Annotated in this window: 14 protein-coding genes and 1 pseudogene; 13 read left to right on the top strand and 2 right to left on the bottom strand. The window is 75.7% G+C overall.

What is annotated here, in order from left to right:
* The 5 genes and pseudogenes from ABD345_RS29615 to ABD345_RS29635 form a co-directional block, all read left to right on the top strand.
* Positions 1-524: pseudogene (locus ABD345_RS29615) on the top strand (hypothetical protein); the annotation flags it as partial.
* Positions 521-940, top strand: a complete 420-nt coding sequence (locus ABD345_RS29620) for a roadblock/LC7 domain-containing protein (RefSeq protein WP_344556529.1) — start codon at positions 521-523, stop codon at positions 938-940. The pseudogene ABD345_RS29615 and the gene ABD345_RS29620, both read left to right, overlap by 4 nt.
* An 8-nt stretch (positions 941-948) precedes the next feature.
* Complete coding sequence (locus tag ABD345_RS29625) at positions 949-1458, top strand: DUF742 domain-containing protein (RefSeq protein WP_344556531.1); 510 nt, start codon at positions 949-951, stop codon at positions 1456-1458.
* Positions 1439-2050 carry a GTP-binding protein gene (locus tag ABD345_RS29630; protein WP_344556533.1) on the top strand — a complete coding sequence of 204 codons (612 nt, stop codon included), beginning with the start codon at positions 1439-1441 and terminating at the stop codon, positions 2048-2050. The genes ABD345_RS29625 and ABD345_RS29630 overlap by 20 nt, the downstream gene beginning before the upstream one ends.
* Before the next feature lie 597 nt (positions 2051-2647).
* The gene (locus tag ABD345_RS29635) at positions 2648-3307 is read left to right on the top strand and encodes a winged helix-turn-helix domain-containing protein (protein ID WP_344556535.1); all 660 of its coding nucleotides are present in this window, start codon (positions 2648-2650) and stop codon (positions 3305-3307) included.
* Between the two features lie 119 nt (positions 3308-3426).
* On the opposite strand, the gene ABD345_RS29640 is transcribed toward ABD345_RS29635, so the two are convergent.
* Positions 3427-4197 (bottom strand): IclR family transcriptional regulator, encoded by a 771-nt coding sequence (locus ABD345_RS29640; protein ID WP_344556537.1) that lies wholly within the window; start codon positions 4195-4197, stop codon positions 3427-3429.
* A 365-nt stretch (positions 4198-4562) separates the two neighbouring features.
* Here ABD345_RS29640 and ABD345_RS29645 point away from each other — a divergent pair, with 365 nt between their 5' ends.
* Genes ABD345_RS29645 through ABD345_RS29670 form a run of 6 tightly spaced genes read left to right on the top strand, consistent with a single transcriptional unit; the run spans position 4563 to position 10249 of the window.
* Positions 4563-5573, top strand: coding sequence for an ABC transporter substrate-binding protein (locus ABD345_RS29645; RefSeq protein ID WP_344556539.1), 1011 nt, complete (start codon positions 4563-4565; stop codon positions 5571-5573).
* A gap of 30 nt (positions 5574-5603) precedes the next feature.
* The gene (locus ABD345_RS29650) at positions 5604-6644 is read left to right on the top strand and encodes an ABC transporter substrate-binding protein (RefSeq protein ID WP_344556541.1); all 1041 of its coding nucleotides are present in this window, start codon (positions 5604-5606) and stop codon (positions 6642-6644) included.
* Positions 6641-7489, top strand: a complete 849-nt coding sequence (locus tag ABD345_RS29655; RefSeq protein ID WP_344556543.1) for an ABC transporter permease — start codon at positions 6641-6643, stop codon at positions 7487-7489. Before ABD345_RS29650 ends, ABD345_RS29655 begins: the two co-directional genes overlap by 4 nt.
* Positions 7486-8238: an ABC transporter ATP-binding protein gene (locus ABD345_RS29660; RefSeq protein ID WP_344556545.1), complete on the top strand. Its 753-nt coding sequence runs from the start codon at positions 7486-7488 to the stop codon at positions 8236-8238. The genes ABD345_RS29655 and ABD345_RS29660 overlap by 4 nt, the downstream gene beginning before the upstream one ends.
* Before the next feature lie 26 nt (positions 8239-8264).
* Positions 8265-9173 (top strand): ABC transporter substrate-binding protein, encoded by a 909-nt coding sequence (locus tag ABD345_RS29665; RefSeq protein ID WP_344556547.1) that lies wholly within the window; start codon positions 8265-8267, stop codon positions 9171-9173.
* 5 nt (positions 9174-9178) lie between these two features.
* Positions 9179-10249 (top strand): LLM class flavin-dependent oxidoreductase, encoded by a 1071-nt coding sequence (locus ABD345_RS29670; RefSeq protein ID WP_344556549.1) that lies wholly within the window; start codon positions 9179-9181, stop codon positions 10247-10249.
* Between the two features lie 68 nt (positions 10250-10317).
* Here ABD345_RS29670 and ABD345_RS29675 read toward each other — a convergent pair whose 3' ends face one another.
* Entirely contained in the window at positions 10318-11307 is a 990-nt protein-coding gene (locus ABD345_RS29675; protein WP_344556551.1) for an aldo/keto reductase, read from the bottom strand.
* 165 nt (positions 11308-11472) lie between these two features.
* On the opposite strand from ABD345_RS29675, the gene ABD345_RS29680 reads away from it, so the two are divergent.
* Both ABD345_RS29680 and ABD345_RS29685 read left to right on the top strand, forming a co-directional pair.
* A complete protein-coding gene (locus tag ABD345_RS29680) occupies positions 11473-11922 on the top strand; it encodes a group III truncated hemoglobin (protein WP_344556553.1) in 450 nt (149 codons plus the stop codon).
* 142 nt (positions 11923-12064) lie between these two features.
* A complete protein-coding gene (locus ABD345_RS29685; protein WP_344556555.1) occupies positions 12065-16129 on the top strand; it encodes an ATP-binding protein in 4065 nt (1354 codons plus the stop codon).
* The last annotated feature ends 11 nt before the right edge of the window (positions 16130-16140 follow it).

Below are 16140 nucleotides of genomic sequence, written 5' to 3' on the forward strand. Positions count from 1 at the left end.
CCGGACGGCACCGCCGCCCCGGTGAGGACGCCGCGCCCGCCCCGGCGGCCGCGCTGCCCGCCGGTTCGCCCGCCGCCGAGCCGCCCGCCGGGCCCGCGCTCACCCCGGTGGTCGGCGGACTGCTGCCCAAGCGGGTCCGGCAGGCCAACCTGGCGCCCCAACTGCGGCCCGGCGCCGGGCCCGAGGCCGCCGAACCGGCCCGCGAGCGCGACCCCGAGGAGGCCCGCTCCGCGTTCTCCTCCTTCCAGCGCGGCTTCGCCCGCGGCCGCGGCGACCGGCTCCAGCCCGCCTCGCTCACCGTGGTGCGCTCCGAACCGGAGCCGCCCGGCACCGGGCCGGGTCAGGACCGGACCGCCCCGGCGCGGCCGCTGGTCCCCGTCCCCGGGCAGGCGCCCCGCCTGCGGGTCGCGCTGCCCTCCGCGCCGGTGCCGCCCGCGCTGCCCGCCGCCCCCAGCCGTTCCGTCCCGCCGGCGCACCAACCGCCGACCGCACCGCCCGCACCAGCAGAAGGAACCGAATCATGACCGCAACAACACCGCCGTCCGGGGACCTCGACTGGCTCCTCAACGACCTGGTCGGCCGGGTGGCGACCCTTCGGCATGCGGTGATCCTGTCCAGCGACGGCCTGGCCACCGGCGTCTCCAGCGGCCTCGGCCGCGAGGACGCCGAGCACCTGGCCGCGGTCGCCGCGGGCTTCCACAGCCTCGCCAAGGGCGCCGGCCGGCACTTCCAGGTCGGCGGAGTCCGGCAGACCATGGTCGAGCTGGACGAGGCGTTCCTGTTCATCACCGCGGCCGGTGACGGCAGTTGCCTCGCCGTGCTCAGCGACGCCGAGTCCGACGTGGGCCAGATCGCCTACGAGATGGCACTGTTGGTCAAGCGCGTCGGCGAGCACCTGGCCGCCGAACCGAGGACCGAGAACACGCTGCCCGGGAGATGACCGATTCGATGAGCGAGCCCGATCCGACCGAGCCGACCGAGGCCACCGCCCCGGCCGGTCCCGGTGGCGCGCCCGCGGACGACGAGGGGGCCGGCGCCGAGCCGGTCGACCTGTTCGCGCCCCGCACCCCGGTGGACGACCGCTGGTTCGACGACGAGGCCGGGCCGGTGGTCCGGCTGTTCTCGATGACCAGGGGGCGCGCCCGCCCGGTCGACGACGGCCTGTTCGACCTGATTTCCCTGGTCACCGCCGCCGGGCCGGTTCCCGGCCCCGGCGGCGCCCGGCCCGACCTCGTGCTCGACCCGGAACACCACGCGATCCTCGGACTCTGCCGCGACGAGCCGCTCAGCGTCGCCGAGCTGGGGTCCTACACCGACCTTCCGGTGAGCGTGGTCCGGGTCCTGCTCGGCGACCTCCACGACGCCGATCTGATCAGCGTCACCCGACCCTTCCAGCTCGCCCAGCAACCGGACGAGCGCCTGCTGCGAGACGTGATCAATGGCCTCCGTGCACTCTGACGCCCCGTCGACCTCCACCGCCGCCCGCAAGGCCCCCTGGGCCACCAGCGCGGTCAAGATCCTGATCGCCGGCGGCTTCGGCGCGGGCAAGACCACCCTGGTCGGCGCGGTCAGCGAGATCCGCCCGCTGCGCACCGAGGAGTCGCTCAGCGAGGTCGGCCGCCCGGTCGACGACACCGCCGGGGTGGAGGCCAAGCGCACCACCACCGTCGCGATGGACTTCGGCCGGATCGACCTCAAGCCCGGCCTCGCCCTGTACCTGTTCGGCACCCCCGGCCAGGACCGGTTCTGGTTCGTCTGGGACGAGCTCGCCCGCGGCACCCTCGGCGCGGTCGTCCTCGCCGACACCCGGCGGCTGGCCGACTCCTTCCCCTCGGTCGACTACTTCGAGCAGCGCGGCATCCCGTTCATCGTCGCCGTCAACTGCTTCGAGGGCACCGAGGTGTACGCCCCCGACGCCGTCCGCGCCGCGCTCGACCTGCCGGCCGGGGTGCCCGTGCTGCTGTGCGACGCCCGGCGCCGCGAGGACGGCAAGGAGTTGCTGATCCGCCTGGTCGAGCACGCGGCGGACCGGGCCGGCGTGCGGCTCTGACGCCGTTTCGGGCCGCCGGGCCCGGGCGGCCGAGGTAGTTCTGCCTCCGATATTTTCTGCGTCCCCGCAGGTCGGGGCGGTGGCATCCGGATGGTGGACGCTTTCCGTCTCGCCCTGCGGATGAGCCCCTCCGGTGGGTTGCCTTCCGGGCACCGGGCGTGGAAGTCTCGTAGTCGTGCCCGCCGCCGAACGGCCGCGGAGCCCGACACACCCGGGGGGAGGAGCCGCGCCATGACCGTATCGGTCCGCCTCGCCGCGCTCCCGGTGCTCCCCGTCCTCACCGTCCGCCGGTACATCGACCACGGCCGGATCTACAGCGCCTGCTGTCGCTGACGCACCGCCACCCGGCCCGCCCCTGACGGGCGGTGGCGGTTCCGTGCGTCCCCGCCGACCCACGCAGCGCCCGGAGAGCAACCGTGCACGTACGCACCCTCCTCGAACCGTTCTGGCCCTCGCGCCGGAACCACCACTTCGACCTGCCCTGTCGGCGCGCGACCAGCGCCTCCCGGCCCCGGACCTGACCAACCGTCAACTCCCGTGCGCCGGAAGCGCAGACGACGACCACCCACCGACCGTCACGCGCGAAAGAGCCCTCACATGTCGTACGCCGCCACCGCCACCGCGACCCCGCACCTGCGCGCGGTCCGCTCCCTCCCCAACCTCGCCCCCGCGACCGCCGCCGGCCTCGCCGCCGAACACCGGCGGGCCGCCGGGCCCCGGCCGGTCGCCGCCGCCACCGTCGCCCCCGCGCCCGCCCCGGAGAGCCTGCTCGCCGGACTCCAGGACGGCGCCGCCGTGGTCGCCGCCCTCCCGCAGTCCGTCCTCCCGCAGGGGCTGCTCGCCCAGCTCGGCGCGGCCAACTCCCCGCTGGTCGGCTACCTGGTCCTGGTGCCCGCGGAGACCCCGGTCGCCGCCGCCCCCGCTGCCGTCGAGGCCCCGGCGGCCCCCCGGCCGTTCACCCGCCCCGCCGACAGCGGCATCTCCGTCGACCTCGACCGCCGCAACGCCTACGTCGACGGAGTGCTGCTCGACCTCACCTACCTCGAATTCGAACTCCTCGCCCACCTCACCGAGCACCCGCACCGGGTCCACACCCGCGACCAGCTCGTCCACACCGTCTGGGGCTACGGCCACGTCGGTGACGGCCGCACCGTCGACGTCCACGTCGCCCGCCTGCGCCGCAAGCTCGGCGCGGCCTACCGCGACACCATCGTCACCGTCCGCCGGGTCGGCTACAAGTACGCCCCGGTGGCGTAGCGGACCGCACGCCCGCCCGCGCAGGCCGCGGCGAGGACACCCCGGTGTCCCGCCGCGGCCGTCGTGTTTCCGCGCCCCGGGCCGTCAACCGCCCTTCCGCACCGCCCCGGTGGCGCGGCTCAGCGCTGGTCCGGGGGCAGCAGCAGGACGGTGAGCGCCGCCGCGCAGGCCCGGGCGTGGACGAGGGCGCGGGGCAGCTCCTCGTCGGGGAGGCGGGCGGGAGTGGCGCGGACGGCGAGGGCGAAGCGCGCGCTGGGGGTGCGGTCGAGGACGGGGACGGCGAGGGTGCGGACGCCGGGGGCGGACTCGCCGTCGTTGAGGGCGTAGCCGCGCTCGCGGGTGCGGGCGAGCTCGGCGTCCAGCGCGGCCGGGTCGGTGAGGGTGTGCGGGGTGTAGGCGTCCAGCGGACCGTCCAGCGGCGGGTCGGCGGGGGAGGGCCAGGCCAGCAGCACCTTGCCGAGGGCGGTGGAGTGCAGCGGGCGGCGCAGGCCCAGGCCGGTGGAGGGCAGGACGGAGCCGCCGACCAGGATGACGGCGTGCGGGCCGGAGCGGATGGCCAGGTCGGCGGTGGCGCCGGTGCGGGCGGCCAGCCGGTCGAGTTCGGGGCCGGCCAGGTGCAGGCCGCGCTGGTGGAAGGTGAGCTGGCCGAGCTCGGCGACGGCCGGGCCGAGCCGGTAGCGGGCGGTGCGCTCGTCCTGGTCGAGGAAGCCGGTGGCGACCAGGGTGCGGGCCAGGCGGTGCGCGGTGGAGACGGACAGGCCGGTGCGGCGGGCGAGTTCGGAGGCGCTGAGGTCGGGCCCGTTGTCGTGGAAGCAGTTCAGCAGGCCGAGCGCCCGGTGGACCGCCTGGGCGCCGCTCGGCGGGGCGGGGAGGGTTCCGGGGGCGGGCATCGCACTTCTCCGGTTCGGTTCGTTGCGGGCTGAGGAGGGGGCAACTTCCGTGCTCAGCCCAGGATATGGGCGTGATCACGAAGGCAGTGTTGCGGCAGTGTTGCGGCCGACGGGTCTTGTGTGAACAGGTGATCCCATCATCTGGCAAGGCTTGATTCCGCCCCCGGTCGGATGGAACGCTCGGGTCATCAGGTCACCGCCGGCTGGAGCAGCCGGTCCGAACAGGAGGGAGCCCACCGTGAAGACGCACCGGTGCCTCTCCTGCTGTTGTCGCTGACCGCCCCCGAACCCCCTTTCCCCGCCCGGCCGTTCCCACCATGCGGAACGAAGCCCGCGCGCCTCCTGCCGATCACCGGAGCCCCGCCATGAGCACCACCCCCGCCGCGCCCCCGTACCCCGACACCCTGTGGTTCACCCGCTGCCCGGTGCCGACCGCCACCGGCATCGCCGCCGACCAGGGCTGGCTGGCCGAGGAGTTCGCCGCCGAGGGCATCGCGGTGCGCTCGCTGCAGGACGTCCCGCCGGAGGTCGCCGCCGACCACCACTACACCCACGCGCTGACCGGCCTGTTCCGGGAGGGCGGCAACGTCCCCGCGCTGTGGGCCCGTTCGCGCGGCGAACGGACCAGGCTGATCGGCCTCACCTGGATCGAGGAGCGCCAGACGGTGCTCGTCCGGGAGGGCAGCGGCATCGACTCCGCCGAGCGGCTGCGCGGGCGGCGGCTCGCGGTGCCCCGGCACCCGATCGCGATCGACTTCTGGCGGGCGATGGCGCTGGCCGGCCACCACGGCGCGCTGGCCTCGGCCGGACTCGGCCCGGCGGACGTCGAGTGGGTGGACGTCGAGGCCGAGCGGAACGGCGGCCAGTGGGAGGCCGAACTGACCGCGCTGGCCGAGGGCCGGGTGGACGCCGTGTACGTGAAGGGCGCGCTCGCCGTGGAGGCCGCCCGCCGCCACGGGGCCGTCCCCGCCGTCGAGTTGGACGCGCTGCCGGACCGCCGGCACCGGGTCAACAACGGCACCCCGCGCCCGATCACCGTCCACCAGCACCTGCTGGACGAGCACCCCGAGCTGGTGGCCCGGTTCCTGGCCGTGCTGCTGCGCGCCGCCGACTGGGCGGCCGAGCGGCCCGCGGACGTGGCCCGGATCCTCGGCGCCGAGACCGGCGCCGGACCGGAGGGCGTCGCGGGCGCCTACGCGGCGGGCAGCCACCGCACCCTGCACCCGGACCTGTCCGCCGAACGCCTCGAACTCCTGGCCCGGCAGGAGGAGTTCCTGCACACCCACGGCTTCCTCGCCGACCGGGTCGACGTGCACGCCTGGGCCGACCCCGCCCCGCTGGCCGCCGCCCGCGCCCTGCTCGCCGCCCGCTCCTGACACTTCCCCCCGACCCTGCTGGAGAGCCCCATGAGCACCACCACCACCGTCCGCCGCCGCACCCTGCTCGCCGCCACCGCCCTGACCGCCGTCGCCGCGCTCGCCCTGACCGCCTGCGGCTCGTCCGCCAAGGACGCCTCGGCCTCCGCCGACGGAAAGGGCGCCGAGGTGGTGCTGAGAGTCCCCGACCCCGGGAACTCCGGCTTCCTCGCCAAGGGCAAGAAGGACGGCTCGCTGGACGCGGCGCTGGCCGCCGTGCACGCCAAGGTGGTGTGGACGGGCAGCGCCGGGCCGTTCGCCCCCGCCGCGCAGGCCCTCAACGCCGACCAGCTGGACGTCGCCCAGGGCTCGATCACCTCGGCCGTCGCCGCGCTCGCCCAGAAGCCCGGCTTCAAGCTGTTCGCGCAGACCGAACCGGACCAGGCCGGCGAGGGCATCCTGGTGAAGAACGGCTCCCCGATCAAGGAGATCCAGGACCTGGTCGGCAAGAAGGTCGCCGTCTCGCAGGGCGGCACCTCCGAGTACCTGCTGCTCAAGGCGCTGGAGAAGAACGGCATCCCGGCCGACAAGGTCGAGCGGGTCTACCTGCGGGCCGACCAGACCTCCGGCGTCTTCAACTCCGGCCAGGTCGACGCCTGGGCGACCTGGGGCACCTTCTCGATCCCCGCCATCGCCAACGGAGGCGCGCACTTCCTGGCCGACGGCAAGGCCGTCGGCAGCGACAACTACGCGGTGTGGGCGGTGCGTTCGACCTTCGCCGAGAAGCACCCCGACGTACTGAAGGCGTTCTACGGCTACCTGCACGAGAACGGCGCCAAGGAGAAGGCCGACCCGGCCGCCTACCTCAACGTGTTCACCGACGCCGGCCCGACCGCCGTCACCCCCGCCGAGAAGGACATCGCCGTCGACTTCGGCAAGCAGCGCGCCGTCGACTCGCCGATCACCGACGCCGACGCGGCCCGGTTCGCGGTGGTCGCCAAGTTCTACGCCGACCAGGGCGTCACCAAGAGCCTGGTCGACGTCAAGCCCTACCTGATCGACATCGACTCCCTCGCCGGGAGCGGGAAATGACCGTCACCACCGAGGCGGCCCGGGCCGCCGGGCTGGTCGCCCCCCGGGCCCGCACCACCGCCGACCGGCCGCGCGGCGTCTCGCTCGCCCTGCGCACCCTGGGCCCGGTCGCCCTGATCGCCGCCTGGCAGATCTCCTCGGCGACCGGCGCGCTCACCCCCGACGTGCTCGCCTCTCCCGGTCAAGTCCTGCAAGCCGTCCAGGAGTTGTGGGGCAACGGGCAGCTCACCGACGCGCTCTCCACCTCGCTGACCCGGGCCGCCCTCGGCCTGCTGTTCGGCGCCGGCACCGGCCTGGTGCTCGGCGTGGTCACCGGCTTCTTCCGGCTCGGCGACGAACTGCTCGACTCCGCGATCCAAGTCCTGCGCACCGTCCCGTTCCTGGCGCTGGTGCCGCTGTTCATGGTCTGGTTCGGCATCACCGAGACCGCGAAGATCGCGCTGATCGGCGTCGCCACCTCCTTCCCGATGTACGTCTCCGCCTCCGGCGGCGTCCGCAACACCGACCGCAAACTCGTCGAGGCGATGCGCAGCTTCGGCCTCTCCCGCTGGGCCGTCGTCCGCGAGGTGGTGCTACCCGGCGCGCTGCCCGCCCTGCTCTCCGGGCTGCGGCTGTCGATGACGCTCAGCGTGATCGCGCTGATCGCCGCCGAGGAGATCAACTCCACCGAGGGGATCGGCTACCTGATGGCCCAGGCGCAGAACTTCTCCCGCACCGACGTGCTCGCCGTCTGCATCCTGATCTACGGCCTGCTCGGCCTGGCCGCCGACGGCGCGGTGCGCGTCCTGGAACGCGTCCTGATGCCCTGGCGGCCCGCCGGCGGGCGAGCGGGGGCCGGACGATGAGCACCACCACGACCACGACCACGACCACCACCCCCGCCGTCCACCTCCGGGGCCTGCGCCGGGTGTTCGGTACCCGGGCCGTCCTGGACGGCGTCGACCTGGACATCGCCCGCGGCGAGTTCCTCGCCCTGCTCGGCGCCTCCGGCACCGGCAAGACCACCCTGCTGCGGATCCTCGGCGCGCTCGACCGCGCCGACGAGGGCACCGTGCTCGTCCCGCCCTCGCGCACCGTGGTGTTCCAGGAGCCCCGGCTGATCCCGTCCAAGCGCGTCCTGGGCAACGTCACCGTCGGCCTGCCGCGCGGCGCCGCCACCCGGGAGACCGGCCGCCGGGCCCTGGCCGAGGTCGGCCTCGCCGACCACGCCGACGCCTGGCCCGGCACCCTCTCCGGCGGCGAGGCGCAGCGCGCCGCCCTCGCCCGGGCCCTCGTCCGGGAACCCGAACTCCTGCTGCTGGACGAGCCGTTCGCCGCCCTGGACGCGCTCACCCGGCTGCGCATGCAGGACCTGGTCGGCGAACTGTGCCGCAAGCACCGGCCCGCCGTCCTGCTGGTCACCCACGACGTGGACGAGGCGATCCGGCTCGCCGACCGGGTGGCCGTACTGCGCGACGGCGCGCTCGTCCGCGACGAGACCGTCACCGTCGAACGCCCCCGGGACGCCGCCGACCCCGACTTCGCGGCGCTGCGCCGCCGCCTGCTCGCCGACCTCGGCGTGCACCAGGACTCCGCACCACAGCACGTCAACTAGCCGCTCCCGCAAGGAAAGAGACCGCCATGACCATCACCGTCGGTGTGCACCGCTCCAACCCGTCCCTCTACCACCTGGCCCGACTCGACTACCTCCAGCAGGAGTTGGCCCCGCTCGGCGAGAACGCCGAGTTCCACCACTACGCCGACGGCACCAAGACCGGCCCCTACCTGGCCGACGGCACCATCGACTTCGGCGGCACCGGCTCCACCCCGCCGGTCACCGCCCAGGCCGCCGGGCACGACATCGTCTACACCGCGGTCTCCGCGCCCCGCCCCGACCACGGCGCGCTGCTGGTCGCCGCCGACGGGCCGGTGCACTCGATCGCCGACCTCAAGGGCACCACCGTGGTGCTCGGCATCGGCTCCTGGCAGACCCACCTGCTCGCCAAGGCCCTGCACCAGCACGGGCTCTCCTACCGCGACGACATCAGCGCCGAGCGCCCCGCCGGGGACGAGGCCGAGCGGCTGCGCGGCGGCGCCATCGCCGGCTGGATCGCCCAGGGCGCCGAACTCGCCGCCGCCCGCCGCACCGGGGACTTCCGCGAACTGATCCGCACCGGCGACGTCATCACCGACCGCTCGGTGTTCTTCGCCCGCCGCGAATTCGCCGTCCAGCGGCCCGAGGTGGTCGCCGCCATCGTCACCGCCCTGCAGCGCGCCGACCACTGGGCCGCCGCCCACCCGGCCGAGGCCGCCGCCCTCGCCGCCGAGGACCAGGGCGGCGAGGCCGCCGACTGGCACACCGCGCTGGCCGCCCTGCCCTGGCGACTGGAGCCCGCCACCGCCGAGTTCGTCGCCGAGCAGCAGGAAGCCGCCGACATCTTCCACCAGGTCGGCTTCATCGACCGCGCCGTCACCGTCGCCGACGCCCACCTGCCCGAGCTGGAGCAGCCCGTCGCCGCCGCCGTCTCCCGCGCCGCGAAGGAGGCGTGAGCACCATGGCCACCGAAGTCCTCTGGTACCTGATCCCCCGCGAGGGCCACTACCCGTGGGAGCCCGAAGGCCGCCGCCCGGTCGACCTCGGCTACCTCCAGCACCTCGCCGCCACCGTGGAACGGCTCGGCTACACCGGCGCCCTGCTCGCCACCGACCAGTACGACGTGTGGACGCTCGGCTCCGCGCTGGCCGCCGCCACCGGCCCCGGCTTCCAGCCCCTGCTGGCCGTCCACCCCGGCCTGGTCGCCCCCACCCTGCTGGCCAAGATGGCGCTCTCCTTCGAGCACCTGCACGGCCCCGGCCGGCTCCGCTTCAACGTGGTCAACGGCTCCACCAACCAGCTGCGCGAGTACGGCCTGCACGTCGAGCACGACGACCGCTACCGGCTGTCCGCCGAGTACTGGAACCTGGTCAAGCGCCTCACCAGCGGCGAAGTCTTCGACCACGAGGGCGAGTTCTACCAGCTGAAGAACGCCGGCGCCTCGCTGCGCGACCTGCCGCCGCTGCGCGAGGGCCACATCCCGCTCTGGTTCGGCGGCTCCTCCCCGGCGGGCATCGAGGTCGCCGCCGAGCACGTCGACGTCTACCTCACCTGGGGCGAACCCCCGCACCTGCTCAAGGAGAAGCTGGAGCGCGTCCGCGAACGCGCCGCCGCGCACGGCCGCACCCTGCGGCTCGGCCTGCGGCTGCACCTGATCGTCCGCGACACCGAGGAACAGGCCTGGGCCGCCGCCGACCGCCTGCTCGACGTCACCAGCGAGGCCACCTACGCCCGCCAGCTCGGCGGCCGGGCCGGCGAGGACGGCATCGGCTGGCAGCGCCAGTTCCGCCAGCACGGCGGCCGCGTCCCGGCCCGCGCGCGGGAGCTGGAGGAGCACCCCAACCTGTGGCCCGGGATGAGCCTGTTCCGCCCCGGCCCCGGCACCGCCGTGGTCGGCTCCACCGAGCAGGTCGTCGAACGGCTCCGGGAGTTCCAGGAGTTGGGCGTGGACACCTTCATCCTCTCCGGGAACCCGCTGCTGGAGGAGGCGTACCGGGTCGCCGAGACCGTCCTGCCGAAGCTGCACCCCTGAGCCCGGGCGTACCCGGAACGGGCCGGCGGGTGGCCGAACTCTCCCCGGCCACCCGCCGGTTCACCGCACTACTTGCTGATCCGGTCGATCTCCGCCAGCTCCTCCGCGGACAGCGGACCGGCCGCCAGCGCGTCCAGGTTCTGGTCCAGCTGCTTCACGCTCGACGCGCCGATGATCACCGACACCACCCGCTCGTCCCGCAGCACCCAGGACAGCGCCAGCTGCGCCAGGCTCTGCCCGCGGCCCTCCGCGACCTTCGCCAGCGCCCGCAGCTGCTCCAGCTTCTCCCCCGTCAGCGCCTCCTCCTTCAGGAAGTGGCCCACCGACATCCGCGAACCCGCCGGGACGTCACCCGACAGGTAGCGGTCGGTCAACAGGCCCTGCGCCAGCGGGGAGTAGGCGATCAGCGCGGTCTGCGTCTCGCCCACCGCGTCCAGCAGACCCTGCTCCGGCTCCCGGTTCAGGATCGAGTAGCTGGCCTGGTTCAGCAGGCACGGCGTGCCCAGCTCGCGCAGGATCGCCACCGCCTCCCGGTGCTGCTCCGCCGGGTAGTTGGAGATCGCCGCGTACAGCGCGCGGCCCGAGCGCACCGCCGTGTCCAGCGCCCCCATGGTCTCCTCCAGCGGGGTGGTCGGGTCCCACCGGTGCGAGTAGAAGACGTCGACGTAGTCCAGGCCCATCCGGCTCAGCGACTGGTCCAGGCTGGCCAGCAGGTACTTGCGGCTGCCGCCGTCCCCGTACGGGCCCGGCCACATGTCCCAGCCCGCCTTCGAGGCGATGAACAGCTCGTCCCGGAACGGGCGGAAGTCCTGCGCGAACAGGTAGCCGAAGTTGCGCTCCGCGCTGCCGTACGGCGGGCCGTAGTTGTTCGCCAGGTCGAAGTGGGTCACCCCCCGGTCGAAGGCCCGGCGCAGCACCGCGCGCTGCACCTCCAGCGGCTGGGTGTCACCGAAGTTGTGCCACAGGCCGAGCGAGACGGCGGGCAGCTGCACGCCGCTGCGCCCGGCGCGGCGGAAGGACATCGAGGCGTAGCGGTCTTCTGCGGGGAGGAAGCTCATGAACAGCATCCTGCCAGCTAGGAGCCCCGGGGGGACCAACGGCCCTGCCCGTGGACACCACCCCGGCGTAGCCTGGCCGGACGGGCGCGGCAGCGCGCACCGCCCGTGACAGCGCGTGACGACGAGTGACAGCGACAGCGCGGAACAGCACGAGAGGACACCGCCGTGGCACTGCCGGACATCACCAGCCGGGCCGACCTGGAACAGGCCCTCCGGCTCTTCTACCGCGCCGCCTTCGCCGACCCGCTGATCGGCCCGCACTTCACCGAGATCGCCCGCCTCGACCTGGACGCCCACCTCCCGCGGATCACCGACTTCTGGGAGAGCGCCCTGCTGCGCACCGCCTCCTACCGGGGCAACGCGCTCGCCCCGCACGCCGCCCTGCACGCCGCCGCCCCGCTCGCCGCCGCCCACTTCGGCCGCTGGGTCCAGCTCTGGCGCGCCACCCTCGACGGCCGGCACGCCGGGCCCGTCACCGAACGCGCCAAGGCCCAGTCCCAGCGGATCGCCGTCGCCATGCTGCGCCGCCTCGGCGAGGGCGACACCGGCGGCGGCAGCGGCGGCTTCGTCCCGCTCAGCGCCGTCCGACTGGCCTCGGGCAGCGCCGCCGGCTGACCGCGCCGCGAACGGCCCGGGCGTCAGGATCCGCCGGGCCGCTCCGGAGCCCGTTCGGAGTCCGTGCGGAGTCCGCTTGGAGCCCACTTGGAACGCAGGCCGGCACCGGTCGCGCGGGGGCATCGCATAGGCTCGACCCACGATGGTGCGGATCACTGTGCTCGGGACACTGACGGCGCAAGTGGCGGGGGCCGCCACCCGGTTGGGAGGCCCGCGCCAGCGCGGCGTGCTCGCCCAACTCCTGGTCGCCCGCGGGACGGTCGTCCCCGCCGACCGGCTGATCGACGGCCTGTGGGAGGGCCGCCCGCCCGCCAAGGCCGCCGGCTCCCTCCAGGCGTACGTCTCCAACCTGCGCCGCCTGCTCGAACCCGAACGCGGCCCCCGCCAGGAGGCCCGCCTGCTGGTCAGCGAGGCGGGCGGCTACGCGCTGCGCGGCGTGCGCACCGACGCCCAGGAGTTCGAGGACCTGCTCGACGGCCCCGCTGCTCCGGCTGCTCCCGGGGAGCCCGGCGGCCCGCACCCGGACGGCGCGGGGCGGCTGCGGCGGGCGCTCGGACTATGGCGGGGCCCCGCGTACGGCGAGTTCGCCGACCGGGCCTGGGCCGCCCCCGAGATCGCCCGGCTGGAGGAGCTGCGCACCACCGCACGGGAGTCCGCCGTCGAAGCCGACCTCGCCGCCGGCCGGGCCCGCGCCGCCGCGCGGGACGCCGCCGCCCTGGTCGAGGACCACCCGCTGCGCGAGGAGTCCTGGCGGCTGCTCGCCCTCGCCCTCTGGCACGGCGGCCGCCAGGCCGAGGCGCTCGCCGCCGTCCGCCGCGCCCGCGGCTACTTCGCCGCCGAACTCGGCCTGGACCCGGGCCCGTTGCTCACCGCCGTCGAATCCGCGATCCTCCACCAGCACGCCGAGGAGCTGACCCCGCGCCGCACCCCGCCGCCACGACCGGCCGGACCGGCCGGGGGAGCGACGGGCACCGCAGGGCCCGGAACCGGCGTGGCCGGCTGCGGCGGGGCCCTGATGCGGCCCGCCGGAGCCGTCGTCGGGCCGGCCGGGGCGGTGCTGCCGTTGGCCGGTGTGGCCGGTGTGGCCGGGGCACCGCCGGGGTCTGCCGGGGGCGTGGCTGGGCCGGATGACCGGGTGGCCGGGGTGCCGTTGGGGTCCGCCGCCGGGGTTGTTGGGCTCGATGGGGGTGCGGCGGGGGCTGTTGGCGGGGTCGTTTCCTGGGGTGTCTGGGCGGCCGGTCCGGCTGGGGCCGTTGCGCCGTCGGCCGGTGCGGCCGGTGTGGCTGGTGCGGCCGGGACAGCGCCGGGGTCCGCCGTCCGGGCCGCTGGGGATGCCGGGGGCGTGGCTGGGCCGGATGACCGGGTGGCCGGGGTGCCGGTGGGGTCCGCCGCCGGGGCTGCTGGGGATGCTGGGCTCGGTGGGGGTGTGGTGGAGGCTGGGGACGCCGGGGGCGTGGCCGGGCCGACCGGGGCGGTGCTGCCGTCGGCCGGTGTGGCCGGGGTGCCGGTGGGGTCCGCCGCCGGGGCTGTTGGCGGGGTCGTTCCCTGGGGTGTATGGGCGGCGGACCCGACTGGGGCCGTTGCGCCGTCGGCCGGTGCGGTCGGGGGCGCGCCCGGGCTCGGCGGGGCCGGCCCTCGGGCCGTCCCGGCGGCCGTACCCGCGCTCGTCCCCGTGGTCCGTCCGGGTGCCGGGCGTCCGCAGGTGTTCGTGGGGCGGCAGGACGAGGTGGCGGCGCTGCTGGACGCGGCCGGGCGGGCCCGGGGCGGGGCCGGGTTCGCGCTGGTGGGCGGGGAGGCGGGGGCCGGGAAGTCGACCCTGCTGGAGCGGTTGCGGGAGCGACTGGCCGACGGGGGCTGGCGGGTGGTGACCGGCCGGTGTCCGGAGAGCGCGGGGGCGCCGGCGGCCTGGGCGTGGACCGAGGTGCTGCGCGACCTGGCCCGGTACGAGCCGTCCACCGCCGCGGACCCGCTGCTCGCCCCGCTGCTCGCCGACCCGGACCCGACCGGTCGGCAGGACGCCGTCTCCGGCCGGTTCCGGCTGCACCGCGCGGTCGTCGCCCACCTGCACGCCGCCGCCCGGACGGTGCCGCTCGCCGTCCTGCTGGACGACCTGCACGCCGCCGACCCGGAGACCAGGGAACTGCTCGGCGAACTGGCCGCCGACCCGGCCGCCCCCGGCGGCGGCCTGCTGGTGGTGGCCGCGCTGCGCCCGGGCGAGGGCGAACTCGCGGACGTGCTGGCCAAGTTGGCCCGCCGTTCGCCGGTGCGGGTGCCGCTCGGAGGGCTCGCCGAGCCTGACGCCGGACGGCTGATCGAGGCGGTCTGTGCCGCCCCCGTCCGTCCGGAGACCGTCCGGGCGCTGGCCGAACGCACCGGCGGGAACCCGTTCTACCTCGCCGAGATCGCCCAACTCCTTTCCCTGGAGGACGAGTCCACCGCGCTGCGGCAGGTCCCGCAGGGCGTCCGGGACGTGCTGCGCCGCCGCTTCGAGCGGCTGCCCGCCCCCGCCGTCGACCTGCTGCGGCTGGCCGCCGTCGCGGGCCGGGAGAGCGACGTCGACCTGCTGCTGCGGGCCGGCGAGCAGGACGAGGACACCGCCACCGAGGCCGTCGAGGCGGCCGTCGCGGGCGGCCTGCTGCTCGAACCCCGGCCCGGCACCGTCCGGTTCGCCCACGTGCTGGTCCGCGACACCCTGTACGCCGACCTCGGCGGCCTGCGCCGGGCCCGCCTGCACGGCCGGATCGGCCACGCCCTGCACGACCTGCGTCCCGGTGAACTCACCGCGCTGGCCCACCACTTCACCCAGGCCGCGACCGCCGCCACGGCCGCCCTCGCGGTCGACCACTGCGTGCGCGCCGCCGAGGCCGCCGAGCGCCGCTACGCCCACCCCAGCGCCGTCAACCTGCTCCGGCAGGCCGTCGACAACCTGGAGCGCGCCGCCGAACAGCCCGGCGAGGACCGGCCCGCCCGCCGGATCGAGCTGCTCGGCGCCCTGCTGCGCGCGCAGGTCCGGGCCGGGCAGGTCACCGCCGCCACCCGCACCAAGGCCCGCGCGCTCGAACTGGCCCGGGAGAGCGGCCGGGAGGAACTCCTGATCGCCGCCTGGACCGCCTGGACCGAACCCACCCCGTGGGTCACCCACCCGTACGGCGCGCTCAACCAGGAGGCCGTCGACCAGCTCACCCGGCTGCTGCGCCGCACCGACCTGCCGCCCGCCACCCGCTGCCGGCTGCTCGACGCGCTCACCCAGGAACTCGACTGCGCGGGCTCCACCGAGGCGGTCGCCGCCGGGTACGAGGCGCTGGAGATCGCCCGCGCCGAGGGCGACCCGCGGCTGCTCTGCCTCGCGCTCACCGCCCGGGCCCGCTCCTGCGACCACGAGCTGGCGCCGGTCGACCGGAGCGCGCTGGCCGCCGAACTCGCCGCGCTCGCCACCGAGCACGACCTGCCCGCCTACCGCTGGCACGCCGAGCACCTGGCCGCCACCGCCGCCGCCGTGCACGGCGACCTCCCCGCGCTGCGCCGCCACATGGCGGTCGGCGAGGAGCTCGCGCACCGCTACGGGCTGGCCGAGTTCGTCGACGTGGTGCTGTTCCAGCGCGGCATGCTGGAACTCGCCGCGGGCCGGCTGGCGGAGGCGGCCGCCCTGTACGAGCAGGCCCTGACCGGCCTGCGCGAACGCGGCTCGCTGCACGCGGCCGGGCTGGACGCGCTGATCGGGGTGGTGATCGCCCACCGGCAGGGCCGCCTCGCCGAGACGCTGCCGCTGATCCGGGAGCACCAGGCCCAGTACGGCCCGCTGATCACCGACGTCACCGCGCTCGCCATGTTCGCCGCCGGGCACGACCCGCGGGAGGTCCGGCGGGCCCGGGGCGAGCCGCAGGGCGTCCAGGCCGACTACTTCCGCTCGCTGTTCCTGCAGCTGCGCGCCGAGCTGGTGATCGCCCTGGACGAACGCGAGGAGGCCGCCGAACTGCTGGCGGAGATGCGCCCGTTGGCCCACCTGGTGGCCGGTGCGGCGTCCACCTCGATCGCGATCCGCCCGGTCGCCCTCACCCTCGGCGAACTCGCCCGCCACCTCGGCCGCACCGCCGAGGCGGTCGGGCACTTCCGGCAGGCCGCCGAGGTCGCCCGCCGCTGGGAGGCCCCCGACTGGACGGCCGAGGCCACCGCCGCGCTGGCCGCCCTGGGCGCCCCGGACAAGTGACCCGCTCCGCC

Origin of the sequence: Kitasatospora saccharophila (assembly GCF_039529925.1) — a bacterium.
Classification (GTDB): Bacteria; Actinomycetota; Actinomycetes; order Streptomycetales; family Streptomycetaceae; genus Kitasatospora; species Kitasatospora saccharophila.

Coding starts and splice junctions, on each gene's coding strand:
- ABD345_RS29660 (WP_344556545.1), top strand. CDS start 7,486: ATGAGCACCACCACGACCACGACCACGACCACCACCCCCGCCGTCCAC.
- ABD345_RS29630 (WP_344556533.1), top strand. CDS start 1,439: ATGGCCTCCGTGCACTCTGACGCCCCGTCGACCTCCACCGCCGCCCGC.
- ABD345_RS29635 (WP_344556535.1), top strand. CDS start 2,648: ATGTCGTACGCCGCCACCGCCACCGCGACCCCGCACCTGCGCGCGGTC.
- ABD345_RS29685 (WP_344556555.1), top strand. CDS start 12,065: ATGGTGCGGATCACTGTGCTCGGGACACTGACGGCGCAAGTGGCGGGG.
- ABD345_RS29655 (WP_344556543.1), top strand. CDS start 6,641: ATGACCGTCACCACCGAGGCGGCCCGGGCCGCCGGGCTGGTCGCCCCC.
- ABD345_RS29640 (WP_344556537.1), bottom strand. CDS start 4,197: ATGCCCGCCCCCGGAACCCTCCCCGCCCCGCCGAGCGGCGCCCAGGCG.
- ABD345_RS29620 (WP_344556529.1), top strand. CDS start 521: ATGACCGCAACAACACCGCCGTCCGGGGACCTCGACTGGCTCCTCAAC.
- ABD345_RS29645 (WP_344556539.1), top strand. CDS start 4,563: ATGAGCACCACCCCCGCCGCGCCCCCGTACCCCGACACCCTGTGGTTC.
- ABD345_RS29670 (WP_344556549.1), top strand. CDS start 9,179: ATGGCCACCGAAGTCCTCTGGTACCTGATCCCCCGCGAGGGCCACTAC.
- ABD345_RS29625 (WP_344556531.1), top strand. CDS start 949: ATGAGCGAGCCCGATCCGACCGAGCCGACCGAGGCCACCGCCCCGGCC.
- ABD345_RS29675 (WP_344556551.1), bottom strand. CDS start 11,307: ATGAGCTTCCTCCCCGCAGAAGACCGCTACGCCTCGATGTCCTTCCGC.
- ABD345_RS29650 (WP_344556541.1), top strand. CDS start 5,604: ATGAGCACCACCACCACCGTCCGCCGCCGCACCCTGCTCGCCGCCACC.
- ABD345_RS29665 (WP_344556547.1), top strand. CDS start 8,265: ATGACCATCACCGTCGGTGTGCACCGCTCCAACCCGTCCCTCTACCAC.